The 12515-nt window shown below is 74.0% G+C and carries 14 protein-coding genes; 7 read left to right on the forward strand and 7 right to left on the reverse strand.

Features of this window, described 5'->3' with window-relative positions; all coding sequences use genetic code 11:
• Window positions 1–26 precede the first annotated feature (26 nt).
• Genes ACIP6U_RS48235 through ACIP6U_RS48245 form a run of 3 tightly spaced genes read left to right on the forward strand, consistent with a single transcriptional unit; the run spans window position 27 to window position 1892 of the window.
• Window positions 27–800, forward strand: a complete 774-nt coding sequence (locus ACIP6U_RS48235; protein ID WP_401729860.1) for an MBL fold metallo-hydrolase — start codon at window positions 27–29, stop codon at window positions 798–800.
• On the forward strand, window positions 797–1423 hold the full coding sequence (locus tag ACIP6U_RS48240) for a DedA family protein (RefSeq protein WP_401729863.1): 627 nt from the start codon (window positions 797–799) through the stop codon (window positions 1421–1423). Before ACIP6U_RS48235 ends, ACIP6U_RS48240 begins: the two co-directional genes overlap by 4 nt.
• A gap of 46 nt (window positions 1424–1469) precedes the next feature.
• Window positions 1470–1892, forward strand: a complete 423-nt coding sequence (locus ACIP6U_RS48245; RefSeq protein WP_401729864.1) for a hypothetical protein — start codon at window positions 1470–1472, stop codon at window positions 1890–1892.
• Window positions 1893–1918: 26 nt separating this feature from the next.
• Here the strand turns inward: ACIP6U_RS48245 and ACIP6U_RS48250 are convergent, their stop codons facing one another.
• The 4 genes from ACIP6U_RS48250 to ACIP6U_RS48265 all read right to left on the reverse strand — a co-directional run bounded on the left by ACIP6U_RS48250 (window position 1919) and on the right by ACIP6U_RS48265 (window position 6257).
• Complete coding sequence (locus ACIP6U_RS48250) at window positions 1919–2947, reverse strand: MBL fold metallo-hydrolase (RefSeq protein WP_401729886.1); 1029 nt, start codon at window positions 2945–2947, stop codon at window positions 1919–1921.
• A gap of 47 nt (window positions 2948–2994) precedes the next feature.
• A complete protein-coding gene (locus ACIP6U_RS48255) occupies window positions 2995–4242 on the reverse strand; it encodes an aminotransferase class I/II-fold pyridoxal phosphate-dependent enzyme (RefSeq protein ID WP_401729866.1) in 1248 nt (415 codons plus the stop codon).
• Between the two features lie 312 nt (window positions 4243–4554).
• Entirely contained in the window at window positions 4555–5229 is a 675-nt protein-coding gene (locus tag ACIP6U_RS48260) for a hypothetical protein (RefSeq protein WP_401729867.1), read from the reverse strand.
• Window positions 5230–5462: 233 nt separating this feature from the next.
• On the reverse strand, window positions 5463–6257 hold the full coding sequence (locus ACIP6U_RS48265; RefSeq protein WP_401729869.1) for an RNA polymerase sigma factor SigF: 795 nt from the start codon (window positions 6255–6257) through the stop codon (window positions 5463–5465).
• 242 nt (window positions 6258–6499) lie between these two features.
• On the opposite strand from ACIP6U_RS48265, the gene ACIP6U_RS48270 reads away from it, so the two are divergent.
• Window positions 6500–6892, forward strand: a complete 393-nt coding sequence (locus ACIP6U_RS48270) for a DUF2795 domain-containing protein (RefSeq protein ID WP_401729870.1) — start codon at window positions 6500–6502, stop codon at window positions 6890–6892.
• A 42-nt stretch (window positions 6893–6934) separates the two neighbouring features.
• Here the strand turns inward: ACIP6U_RS48270 and ACIP6U_RS48275 are convergent, their stop codons facing one another.
• The 3 genes from ACIP6U_RS48275 to ACIP6U_RS48285 all read right to left on the reverse strand — a co-directional run bounded on the left by ACIP6U_RS48275 (window position 6935) and on the right by ACIP6U_RS48285 (window position 9604).
• Window positions 6935–7165, reverse strand: coding sequence for a DUF6158 family protein (locus ACIP6U_RS48275; RefSeq protein ID WP_124001763.1), 231 nt, complete (start codon window positions 7163–7165; stop codon window positions 6935–6937).
• A 95-nt stretch (window positions 7166–7260) separates the two neighbouring features.
• Window positions 7261–8880, reverse strand: a complete 1620-nt coding sequence (locus ACIP6U_RS48280) for an ABC-F family ATP-binding cassette domain-containing protein (protein WP_401729872.1) — start codon at window positions 8878–8880, stop codon at window positions 7261–7263.
• A 76-nt stretch (window positions 8881–8956) separates the two neighbouring features.
• Complete coding sequence (locus ACIP6U_RS48285) at window positions 8957–9604, reverse strand: histidine phosphatase family protein (RefSeq protein ID WP_401729874.1); 648 nt, start codon at window positions 9602–9604, stop codon at window positions 8957–8959.
• Window positions 9605–9674: 70 nt separating this feature from the next.
• On the opposite strand from ACIP6U_RS48285, the gene ACIP6U_RS48290 reads away from it, so the two are divergent.
• From ACIP6U_RS48290 to ACIP6U_RS48300, 3 genes are all read left to right on the forward strand, one after another.
• Window positions 9675–11162 carry a bifunctional phosphatase PAP2/diacylglycerol kinase family protein gene (locus tag ACIP6U_RS48290; RefSeq protein WP_401729876.1) on the forward strand — a complete coding sequence of 496 codons (1488 nt, stop codon included), beginning with the start codon at window positions 9675–9677 and terminating at the stop codon, window positions 11160–11162.
• 171 nt (window positions 11163–11333) lie between these two features.
• Entirely contained in the window at window positions 11334–12155 is an 822-nt protein-coding gene (locus tag ACIP6U_RS48295) for a class I SAM-dependent methyltransferase (protein WP_401729878.1), read from the forward strand.
• 42 nt (window positions 12156–12197) lie between these two features.
• A complete protein-coding gene (locus ACIP6U_RS48300; protein ID WP_401729880.1) occupies window positions 12198–12368 on the forward strand; it encodes a hydrophobic protein in 171 nt (56 codons plus the stop codon).
• Window positions 12369–12515 lie beyond the last annotated feature (147 nt).

Here is a 12515-nt window from a genome sequence, read left to right on the forward strand (position 1 = left end):
GGGAGTCGCGCGAAGGAGGCAAAGAAGTGCCGGTGGAGATCACCTGGTGGGGTCACGCCACCTGCACGGTCGCGGACTCGGGCGTGCGTGTGCTCACCGATCCCCTGTTCGCACGCCGGCTCGCGCATCTGCGCCGCCGGCGCGGGGCGGTCCCGACGGCCGACGCCCGACGCGCGGACCTGGTCCTGGTCTCCCATCTGCACGCCGACCACCTGCACGTTCCCTCCCTTGAGCGGCTCGATCCGGGCACGCGCCTGCTGGTGCCCCGGGGCGCACCACGGGCGGTACCGGGGCTGCGCCGGCTCACTCAGCTGTCGGTGACCGAGGTGGCGCCCGGGGACGTGATCCCGGTGGGTGACGTGGTGGTACGGGTGGTGCCGGCCCGGCACGACGGGCGGCGGCTGCCGGTCGGCCCGCACCGCTCGCCCGCGCTCGGCTACGTCGTCGAGGGCGAGGCCCGGACGTATTTCGCCGGGGACACCGGCCTGTTCGACTCGATGGCGAAGGAGGTCGGGCCGGTCGACGTGGCACTGCTGCCGGTCGGCGGCTGGGGCCCGTATCTCGGCGAGGGGCATCTGGACGCGGGGCGGGCGGCCGAGGCGCTGGCCCGGCTGGCGCCACGCAGTGCGGTGCCGGTGCACTACGGCACGTACTGGCCGATCGGGATGGACGCGGTGCGCCCCCATGAATTCCACGCCCCCGGCGAGGAGTTCGTACGCATCGCGGCCGAGCGCGCGCCCGACGTGGCCGTGCATCTGCTCGGGCACGGGGAGAGCGTGCGCGTGGGAGTCGCCCGGTGATAGCGCTGGCCGCGGCCTCGACGACGACCGCGCCCGAGACCGCGCAGCAGGCGATCGGGTATCCGACGCTGTTCCTGCTGGTGCTGCTCGGGGCGCTGGTGCCGGTGGTGCCGACGGGGGCGCTGGTGAGTTCGGCGGCCGTGGTGGCCATCCATCAGACGGCGCCGCTCGCGATGGTGCTGGTCTTCGTGACGGCGTCGCTGGCCGCGTTCCTCGGGGACGCGACGCTGTACTGGCTGGGGCGGCGGGGCCTGCACTCGAAGAACGGCTCGCGTTGGCTGGAGGCGATCCGCTCCCGGGCGCCGGAGGAGCGCCTCACGCAGGCGCAGGAGAAGCTGGCCGACCACGGGGTGGCGGTACTGGTCCTGTCCCGCCTTGTCCCGGCGGGCCGCCTCCCGGTCATGCTGGCCTGTCTCCTGGCGCGCTGGCCGATGCGCCGCTTCGCCCGCGGCAACCTCCCGGCCTGTCTCGCCTGGGCCGTCACCTACCAGCTGATCGGCGTCCTCGGCGGCTCCCTCTTCAACGAACCCTGGGAGGGCGTGGTCGCCGCGGTCGCCCTGACGGTGGTGATCAGCACGGCACCTACTCTCTGGCGCCGGGTGCGGAAGCCTCGGACGGCTTAGGACGGGGCTCGGGCACAGGCGTAGTGCACCGGCCCTCGGACGCGGGGTGGCGGGAACGCGGTATCGGTCGGCGGGTCGACGCGTACCCGACTCCGGGGTCCGCGCGTTCGCCGAGCGGGTCGCGGCCGACGGCATCGAAACGGGCTGGGCGCCGATCCTCGCCGCGCTCCCGCCCGTCGTCGGCGCCATGGTGCGTGACGCCGTCCCGCGCTCGGACCCCGCCGGCATCGTGGCCGCGGCGGCGATCGGCCACGACCGCTCCTTCCGCAGCGTGGCCGAACTGGCCACGATCACCGCGCCGGCCCTGGTCTTCCCCGGCACCGACCCACCCGACCGCGTTGGCCGAGGAGCCGCCGCCGCTCTCCCGCACGGCGAGCCGGCCACGGTCCGGATCGACGGAGAACTCCGCACCGCCGAGGACCTGGCCCGCGCGACGGCCCCCACGATCCGAGCGTTCCTCGGACCGTAGGGGCCTACGTTCGCCGATCTCCCCGCTCACTCCCCCAGCACGCGCGACCCTCCCACCGGCAGGTCCCACAGGTCCTCCCGCGCGAGCCCCGCCTTCTCCCACGCCGCGCGCACGCGCGTGAGGGGTTCCAGGACCGGTTCCGCCGAGAGGACGAACGTGCCCCAGTGCATGGGGGCCATCCGGCGGGCGCCGAGGTCCTGGGTGGCGCGGACCGCCTCCTCGGGGTCGCAGTGGACGTCGCTGAGCCACCAACGGGGGTCATAGGCCCCGATGGGCAGCAGGGCGAGGTCGATGCCCGGGTAACGGCTGCCGATACGGTCGAACCAGTGGCCGTACCCCGTGTCGCCGGCGAAGTACACGCGCTGACCGTCGCGGGCGGTCAGCACCCAACCGCCCCACAGCGTGCGGCAGGTGTCGGTGAGGGAGCGCTTGGACCAGTGATGGGCGGGGACGAAGTCGAAGCGGACGCCGTCCAGTTCGGCCGCCTCCCACCAGTCCAGTTCCGTCACGGCGGTGAATCTGCGGCGGCGGAACCAGCGGGCGAGCCCGGCCGGCACGAACACCGGGGTGTCGCGCGGGAGTCGGCGCAGGGTGGGGGCGTCCAGGTGGTCGTAGTGGTTGTGGCTGATGACGACCGCGTCGACGCGCGGCAGGGCGCTCCAGGCGACGCCGACCGGGGTGATGCGGGCGGGCGTGCCCAGGATGCGGCGGGACCAGACCGGGTCGGTGAGGACGGTGAGGCCGCCGATCCGGACGACCCAACTGGCGTGTCCCGCCCAGGAGACGGCGACCGTGCGGGCGTCGACCCGGGGCAGCGGACCGGGTTCGAAGGGGAGCCGGGGGATGTCGGCGAGGCCCTCGCGCCCGGGGCGCACGGAACCCTCGCGGGCGAAGCGGGCCGTGGCCTTGAGGCCGGGCAACGGGGCGGTCAGACGGTCGTGGAAGGTCCGCGGCCACACCCGCCGCTCACCCTGCGGACGGGGCTCGGCGAGCGGCGGTGAGGGCGGCGGCGGGGCCAGCGGGGACAACGGTGTCATCGGGAGCGTGGAGGGCATGGTCGTCTGCGGTGTCGTACTCGTGGTGGTCGACTCTGACTGTTGCGTCATCGAGGAGGCTCCCATCGCTGAGCGTCGTCGCGGAGATCGTCGAAGACCGACTTCAGTCGGATCAACGCGCGTTGCACGTGTGGCAGTTCCAACGGCGTGGGTGACGTGAGGCATTCCGCGCGTTCGTCGTCCGTACGGCCCAGCAGCGGGCCGGTGGACAACCGGACGCGCAGGGCGCCGAGTTCGTCGCCGAAGCGGTGACCGCCGGGGGCCGGCATGCCGAGCCGGGCCGCGAGGAAGTCCTCAAGCTCCTGGGCGTCGCCGACGCCGTGCGCCGTGAGCGCGGGGCGCAGCGGGTCCAGGTCGACGTACAGGTGACGGCCCGCCTGCGGGGGACGGGACACCGCACCGGCCTCGACGACCGCGTGGTGCGCGGCGGCGGCCACGCGCGCGTGGAGGCGTACGGCGGCGGCGAGGCGCGCGGTGACCGGCGCGGGTTCCGTCAGGGCGTACGCGGCCGGCGCGGCGACCGGGCCGGCGATCCAGGCGCCCATGGCGGTGAGGACGTCGAGCACGCGCGCGTGGAGGGCGGTTCCGTCCTCGTCGGCCGGGAAGCGGGCGATCGCGGCCGGCCAGCCCGCCGGCAGCAGGGCGCCGGCCAGGTCGGTGACGACGGTGACCCGGTCGGGCCGCATCTCGGCGGGGCTGAGCTGCACGGAGTCGTGCGGGGCGTGCACGGTGTCGCGCCAGGTCTCGTCGCTGACCACGTGCAGCCCCTCCTCGACGGCGGCCTCCACGCACGCGTGCAGCACGTCGGGCGGCGCCACGGTCGCGGTCGGGTCGTCGGCGACGGACAGCACCAGCAGCCGCGGATCCCCGCCCTCGGCCCGCACCCGGCGCACGGTCTCCAGCAGGGCGTACGGATCCGGCACACCCCCGCACTCGGCCGGCGTCGCCACATGGAAGACGGGCCTGCCCAGCAGCCGTGCGTACGGCGCCCACCAGGCCGCGCACGGCCGGGGCACCAGGACGTCGCTGCCGAGGGCCGCGGTCAGCGCGAGCAGCAGGGCGGGGGCGCCGGGTCCCGCGGCGACCCCGGCGGGTTCGACGGGCAGTCCGCGGCGCTGCCAGTAGCCGCAGGCGGCCTCCCGCAGTGCGGTGCCGCCGCCGACCGGCTCCCCGTCGGCGTTGCCCGCCGCGGCGGCGAGTGCGGCGCCGAGTTCGGGCAGCACGGGCAGCCCGTCCTCGGGGAGATGCGGCCCGTAGCGGACGGGGCCGTGGCCTTCCGGGGCCGTCCGCCGCATACGTACCTCCGCGCCGTGCCTGCTGCCGTGTCCGTCGCCCTCCGAGACCGTGGGACGTCCGTCCGCCCCCGGCCGCGTCCCGGTCCCCGGCCCCGTGTCCATCCCCGTCCCCCCCGTCCGGTGCGTCCGCGCCCGGTAAGCCGCCTCCTCGTCGCCGTCCCGCCGGCCGGCCCCGCCGCCACGCCCGGTGGTCACCGGTGCGTACGAGGCAGGTCGTGCCGTCGGGATCCGCGTACCCGGGGTGACTGACGCCGGCAGGTGTGCGCAGGGTTGCTCCGGTCGCCCGGGCGGTGCCGGACGCGGGCCGCCGGGTCACCTGTCCACGGCGGCGTCCCGGTGGCGCAGCCGGTACGCGGCGGCACCCAGGCCGCCCGCGATCAGGACGCCGCCGGCGACCAGGGCGGGCACGGAGTCGGTGAACGTACCGCCCTCGCCGGCCTCGACGCCGCGCTGGACGGGGGCGGCGGCACAGTCCTCGGTGCGCGGCTCGACCCGGGTGTCGGTGCGGGGCTGGACCCAGGTGTCGGCGTGGGGTTCGGCGCAGGTCCGGCCGCCGCCGTTCCCGCGGGTCACCGTGAAGGTGGCGCTCCAGGCCTTGCCCTGGCCGCCGGGCGCCGCCGGGCAGGTGCCGTCGACGGTCCACGCGGAGTCCCGGGTGACCGCGTTCGGGCCGCGGTCCGGGAAGTCGTCGGCGGGGGCGATGCGGGCGGTGCCGCGGTAGGCGGGCCCGGCGATCGCGTCGTCGTTGCCGGCCACGCGCTGGAGCTGGACGGTGCCGTCGTCGAAGGCCTGCGAGGTGGCGTCGAGGGTGGCGGGCGCGGTGCCGCTCGTGGCGTCACAGGAGACCGAGACGGTGACGCTGCCGCCCGGGGAGACGTTGCTCGGGCTGACCTCCGCGGCCGGGTCCGCGAAGGCGGCCGAGGCGGCGGCGCCGAGCGCGGCACCGGCCAGGGCGGCGGCGGACAGGACACGGGCGGTGCGGCGCATGGGAAGGGCTCCTTCGGCCGGCGGCTGCGGGGACACGGAGTTCGTGCCCCCGCAGCCATCACAGCCCGCCCGACGGCGCCGCGCGCGCGGCCGGACACCATTCGCGGGACGCGCACGGCCGACCGGGTGACATGCGGGACGCTCCCCCGTGGACCCACGGGGGAGCGTCCCGCCGAACCAGAACTCGAACCCGAACTCGTACCTGAGCCCGAACTCGAACCCGACCCCTGCGCCTAGGCCGCGCCGCTCATGACCTGCTCGCGCACCTGGGTGCAGCAGCGGTTGATGAGCCGGGAGACGTGCATCTGGGAGATGCCCAGCTGCTCGGCGATGCGGCTCTGGGTCATGTCGTCGAAGAACCGCATGTAGAGGATGGTCCGCTCGCGCTCGGGCAGGGCGGCGAGGCGGGGTGCGACGGCCTCGCGGTCCACCACCGTGTCCAGTCGCCCGTCGGGCGCGCCGAGCGCGTCGCTCAGGGAGTAGCCGTCGTTGCTGCCGGGCAGCTCCGCGTCGAGCGAGAGCGCCGTGAAGCTCTCCAGCGCCTCCAGTCCCGCTCGCGCGTCCTCCTCGCTCATGTTCGCCTGCGCGGCGATCTCCGCGACGGTGGGGCGGCGGCCGGAGATGGTCTGGGACAGGTCCTGGCCGGCGAACCGGACGCGGTTGCGCAGGTCCTGGACGCGGCGCGGCACGTGCACGGTCCACATGTGGTCCCGGAAGTGCCGCTTGATCTCGCCGGTGATGGTGGGTACGGCGTAGCTCTCGAAGGCGTTCCCCAGGGCCGGGTCGTACCGGTCGACGGCCTTGACCAGGCCGAGGGCCGCGACCTGGCGCAGGTCCTCGAAGCTCTCGCCACGGCTGCGGAAGCGTCCCGCGAGCCGGTCGGCCATCGGCAGCCAGGCCTCGACCAACTTCTCGCGCAGGGTGTCCCGTTGCTGGCCGGCGGGCAGCGCGGCGAGCGTACGGAAGGCCTCCGCGGTGTCGGGGGCGTCGTCGTGCGGGTGGTGCTTCGCGCTCACTTTGGTAGGCATGGTTGCGTCGCAACTCCCTCGGTGGTGCTTCGGGTGAAGGTCACCGTGGGAATTGCGGCCGGCATCCGGGCGGACACGGCCGTGGCGGCGATAGAGCCGTTCCCACGGACGTGCCTCCGGTCCGAAGCACTTGACCTCCGCCTGCCCTCGACTTCTCCGGGCAAACACCCGTGTCGACGACCGCTGTTCGGGTAGGCGCCGCACACGCACCGAAGATCCGTCCGAAGACCCAGGAGGGACACATGCAGCGAGGCAGCAACCGGCTCAGCGCCCACCGAGACGAGGAGTTGAAGCACGAACTGCGGGACCTGCTCAGGTCCGGTCACCCCACCCGGGCCGAGGAGCGGCACGGCTCCGAGCCGGCCGCCGAGGACGACCCGGAACTCGCGGGCGGTCCGATCGCACCCGGCAGCCCGTCCGCGCCCCCGGAGGCGATCCGCCTGGAGCTCTCCCGCTATCTGGGCCGCCACTCGTTCCCGGCCGACCCGTTCGCCCTGGCCCTCACCCTCCAGGACGCGCACGCGCCCGACGCCCTGGCCGATCCGGTGGCACGTCTGCCCCACACGGCCCGCTACACCAGCGTCCAGGAACTGACCGACGCCCTCGTCGGCGCGGACCCGGAGCGGCGCGGGTAGGTGAGCGGGCAGATCAGCTGCCGCCGGGGCGGCGCGGGTGGGTCAGCTGCCGGAGGACCGCTCCCGCGCCCCTTCGCGGGTGCGGCCCGCGGCGACCATGCGCTCGGGATTGCGGCGCAGGAACTCGCCCTCCAGTGACGCCATGCGGACGTTGTGCGCCCGCAGGGCGTCGACGGAGCCGTGCAGCAGGGTGTCGTGGCGCGTGCGGTGGATCGTCTCCAGCTCCTTCATGAGCTGTTGGTCGTCCAGTCGGCTGGGCTCGACTCCGGTCATCGTGGTGCCCCGCTCGTCGTGGGTACGGCTCCGGAAGGGTGCCGTGGAGCCGGCGTCTCCTCATCCACTGTACGAACAACCGGCCGGGCCCGCGCCTAGCGGACCCGCTCCACCCGCCGCTCGTCCCACACCGGCTCCGGTGTCTCGCGGACCCGGCCGTCGCTCCCGAAGACCAGGTAGCGGTCGAAGGAGCGGGCGAACCAGCGGTCGTGGGTGACCGCGAGGACCGTGCCGTCGAAGGCCTCCAGGCCCTCCTGGAGCGCCTCGGCGGATTCCAGGTCGAGGTTGTCGGTGGGCTCGTCGAGGAGCAGAGCGGTGACGCCTTCCAGTTCCAGCAGGAGGATCTGGAAGCGGGCCTGCTGGCCGCCGGAGAGGCGGTCGAAGGTCTGCTCGGCCTGGTTCGTCAGCTCGTAGCGGCGCAGTCGGGAGGAGGCCGCGCCCCGGTCCTGGGAGTGCTCCGACCACAGGATGTCCAGGAGTTTGCGGCCCCGCAGTTCGGGGTGGGCGTGGGTCTGGGCGAAGTGGCCCGGCACGACCCGCGCGCCCAGCTTCCACTCCCCCGTGTGCGCCACCTCGTCGCCGGCCAGCAGCCGCAGGAAGTGCGACTTGCCGGAGCCGTTGGAGCCGAGGACGGCGACCCGCTCGCCGTAGAAGACCTCCAGGTCGAAGGGCTTCATCAGACCGGTCAGCTCAAGTCCCTTGCAGGTGACCGCCCTTACGCCGGTACGGCCTCCCTTGAGCCGCATCGTGATGTCCTGCTCGCGCGGCGGCTCCGGCGGCGGTCCCGCCTCCTCGAACTTGCGCAGTCGCGTCTGGGCGGCCTGATAACGGGACGCCAACTCATGGCTGATGGAGGCCGCCTGACGGAGATTCAGCACCAGCTTCTTCAGCTGCGCGTGCTTCTCGTCCCAGCGGCGCCGCAACTCCTCGAAGCGGGCGAAGCGTTCGCGCCGGGCCTCGTGATAGGTGGCGAACCCGGCCCCGTGCACCCAGGCGTCGGCGCCGGCCGGCGAGGGCTCGACGGAGACGATCTTCTCGGCGGCGCGGGAGAGGAGTTCGCGGTCGTGGGAGACGAAGAGCACCGTCTTGCGCGTCTCCTTCAGCCGCTCCTCCAGCCACCGCTTGCCGGGCACGTCCAGGTAGTTGTCCGGCTCGTCGAGCAGCAGCACCTCGTCGGCGCCGCGCAGCAGCGCCTCCAGGACGAGCCGCTTCTGCTCACCGCCGGACAGGGTGCTCACCTGCCGGAACTGCGCCTTGTCGTACGGCACTCCGAGCGCGGCCATGGTGCACATGTCCCACAGGGTCTCGAACTCGTAGCCGTGCACCTCGGCCCAGTCGGACAGGGCCTGCGCGTACTGGAGTTGGGCCGCCTCGTCGTCGACGGTCATGATGAGGTGCTCGGCCCGGTCGACGGCCCCCGCCGCCTCCTGGATGCGCGCCGGGGCGACCGACACCAGCAGGTCGCGTACGGTCGTCTCGTCCCGTACGGACCCCACGAACTGCCGCATCACGCCCAGGCCGCCACTGACGGTGACGGTCCCGCCGTGCGGTTTCAGCTCGCCGGAGATCAGCCGGAGCAGGGTCGTCTTGCCGGCGCCGTTGGGTCCGACCAGGGCCACGACGGCCCCTTCGCCCACCCGGAACGACACATCGCCGAGCAGCGCCCTCCCGTCGGGGAGGTAGTACTCGAGGTGTGCGGCTTCCAGATGTCCCATGAACAGGCATTCTGCGGGCCGCCCGGCGGGTCGGGCAAACCGTTATCCCGCCCGGCCCGTCTGTCGAAAAGCGGGCTCAGTCCAACGCCTGCCCGGCGGGTCCGCCCTCGCCGGCCGGGGTCACCACCGCGCCCGCCCAGGAGACGGCCTTCCAGCCGTCGGCGGGCGAGCCCTCCAGGACGACCACGCCGGTGTTGTCGAGGGGGTGGGCGGCGGCGAAGGGGACGTCGACGTTGCCGGCGCGGGCCGCGGTCCACATCCGGATGGCCGCGCCGTGGCTGACCATGGCGACCGTCCCGGCCCCGCTGTCGGCGGCCTCGGCGACGACGGCGTCGTAGCGGGCGAGCGCCTCGGCGCCGCTCTCGCCGCCCGGCATCCTCAGCTCGGTGTCCCCGGCCGCCCAGGCGAACACCGTGCGCATGTAGATCCGGGCCCGCTCCGCGTCGCCCGGCAGCATCTCCAGGTCGCCCGCGGACAGCTCGCGGATGCCGGCCCTGACGACGACGTCGAGGCCGCGCGCGGCGGCCAGCGGGGCGGCCGTGAGCTGCGTACGGACCATGGTGGAGGCGTAGAGGGCCTCGATGTCCTCGTCGGCGAGCGCTTCGGGCAGGGCGGCGGCCTGCTGCTCGCCCAGGGCGGTCAGTCCGGGTCCCGGGATCGCCGTGTCCAGGACGAAGGCGACGTTGGACGGCGTCTGGCCGTGGCGGACGAGAATCAGACGCATGCGGGGACCCTCCGGGTGTCGGTTGCCGTCCGCCGGACAAGAAACGGCGAGTTCAGGGTAGCGGGACCATATGAGCCCAGACGTCGACCTCACCCTTCCCAAGCCCGGCCTGCATCCCCTGCGGGACCGGCTGCTCGCGCTCGACTCCAGGCTGTTCGAGTTCGCGGCCGAGCGGAACTGGCCGGCCGCGGAGCCCGTCCTGCCGCGGCTGAGCCGGGCCGCGAACCACGGCGTGCTGTGGTTCGTCGCGGCGGCGGCCCTGACCGCGGCCCGCACCCCGCGCTCCCGGCGCGCCGCCGCCCGCGGGCTCGCCTCCCTCAGCGTGGCCTCGCTGACCATCAACACCATCGGCAAGCGGTCGATACGGCGACCGCGCCCCGTCCTGGATCCCGTACCGGTCGCCCGGCAGCTGAAGCGGCAGCCGATCACCACGTCCTTCCCCTCCGGTCACGCCGCGTCGGCGGCGGCCTTCGCGACCGGGGTGGCCCTGGAGTCGCCGGCCTGGGGCGCCGCGATCGGCCCGATCGCGTTCTCGGTGGCGATGTCCCGCGTCTACACGGGCGTCCACTTCCCGAGCGACGTGCTCGCGGGCGCCGTCCTCGGCACGGTCGCCGGATTCGCCGTACGGGGTCTGGTGCCCACCCGGGTGCAGTCGGTCTCGCCGGCCCGGCCCCGTACCGAGTTGCCGACGCTGCCGGACGGCGACGGTCTGGTCATGGTCGCCAACATCGCCTCGGGCACCGCCGACCGGGTGCGCGCGCTGCGCGACAATCTGCCGCTGGCCGAGATCGTCGAGTGCGAACCGGCCGACATACAGGCCGAGTTGGAGAAGGCGGCGGCCCGCGCCACGGTGCTCGGCGTGTGCGGCGGCGACGGCACGGTGAACACCGCGGCCGAGATCGCCCTGCGCCACGACCTGCCCCTCGCCGTGCTGCCCGGCGGCACCCTCAACCACTTCGCCTACGACCTCGGCGTGGAGGACGCCCGCACCCTGGCCCGCGCGATCCAGGGCGGCGAGGGCGTGCGGGTGGACGTCGCCCGGTTCGACGCCGGCGGCACCAAGGGCATCTTCCTCAACACCTTCAGCCTGGGCGTCTATCCGGAGCTGGTGCGTGAGCGGGAGCGCTGGTCGGACCGGATCGGCAGCTGGCCGGCCGGGGTGGTCGGGGCGCTGCGGGTGCTGCGGACGGACCAGCACCCGCTGCAGGCCGAGGTCGGCGGCAAGACCCACCCGCTGTGGCTGCTGTTCGTCGGCAACGGCACCTACCACCGGATGGGCCTGGCTCCGGCCCGCCGGCTCGACCTCGCGGACGGCCGGCTCGACGTCCGTGTGGTGCACGGGGGCCGGCGCCCCGCGCTGCGGCTGCTCGCCGCCGCGGCCGCGGGCCCGCTGACCCGCTCCCCCGCGCACGCGGCGGTCCAGGTCACGCGACTGCGTCTGGACGGCGTGGCCCCGGGGACGCTTCTCGCCTACGACGGCGAGGTCACCGAGGCGACCGGCCGGGTGACGGTGGAGAAGCTGCCGCACGCACTGCGTGTCTACCGCCTGCTGCCGTGACCCCCTCGCCCTGCCGCGATGCGGACTGACGGGCCGCAAGCCGCCTGACGATCCGTCAGTCCACATCGTAATATCCGGGTCTCATCATTCGGCATGCGCGCGTACCGTGAGACGTACCGCCGACGGGGTCGTGAGCGCCCCGCGAGCAGGTACGTCGAGAGGGGACCAGCCATGTCCAGGCCGCAGGAGACCGCCGTCTACACGCACGGCCACCACGAGTCGGTGCTGCGTTCGCACACCTGGCGAACCGCCGCCAACTCCGCGGCCTACCTGCTCGGTTCGCTGAAGCCGCACATGAAGATCCTGGACATCGGCTGCGGCCCCGGCACGATCACCGCCGACCTCGCGGAACTGGTCCCCGACGGGCACGTCACCGGTGTCGACCAGGCGCCCGACATCCTGGAGCAGGCGCGGGCGACGGCCGCCGAACGGCGCCTGGACAACGTGGACTTCGCGGTCGCCGACGTCCACGCGCTGGACTTCCCGGACGACACGTTCTGCGTGGTCCACGCCCACCAGGTGCTCCAGCACGTGGGCGATCCGGTGCAGGCGCTGCGAGAGATGAAGCGGGTCACCAAACCGACCGGCTTCATCGCCGTCCGCGACGGGGACTACGCGGCCATGACCTGGTACCCGGCGTCCCGAGGGATGGACGACTGGCTGGACCTCTACCGGCGGGTGGCCCGGGCCAACGGCGGCGAGCCGGACGCCGGGCGTCGGCTGAAGTCCTGGGCGCTGGCGGCGGGGCTGACCGACATCACGGCGACCTCCTCCACCTGGACCTTCTCCACGGCCGAGGAACGGGCCTGGTGGAGCGGCCTGTGGGCGGACCGGACACTGGCGTCGGCGTACGCCGAGCGGGCCACGGAGGGCGGACACGCGACCCCTGAGCAGCTGCGGGCCGCGTCGGAGGCCTGGCGGGAGTGGGGCCGGCGGGAGGACGGCTGGTTCTCCGTCCTGCATGCGGAGATCCTGTGCCGAAAGGACGTCTGAATCTCCGTCTTCGGGTTACTCGGAGGGCAGGAGGTTCACAACATGGTTCCGATTCTGCTTGTCCTGCTTCTTGTCCTGGTCCTGTTCGGTGCCGGCTTCGCGTTGAAGCTGCTCTGGTGGGTCGCACTGGTGGTTCTGGTGCTGTGGGTGCTCGGCTTCCTGATGCGCGGTACTACATCGTCCGGCGGTCGCAGTCGCTGGTACCGATGGTGACTCGGTACCCATAGGGACACCCATGGCGGGTCACCCACGGTGAGTCGGGGGGGGGGCGCGCGCACCCGCCCCCCCCCCCGACCCCCGCCCCCCAGCGCCCCCCCCGGGCCCCGGGGCGGCGCCGGCGCCAGATAACCGCCCCCGGGG

This window comes from Streptomyces sp. NPDC088794, from assembly GCF_044750545.1.
In the GTDB taxonomy this organism is placed as follows: Bacteria; Actinomycetota; Actinomycetes; order Streptomycetales; family Streptomycetaceae; genus Streptomyces.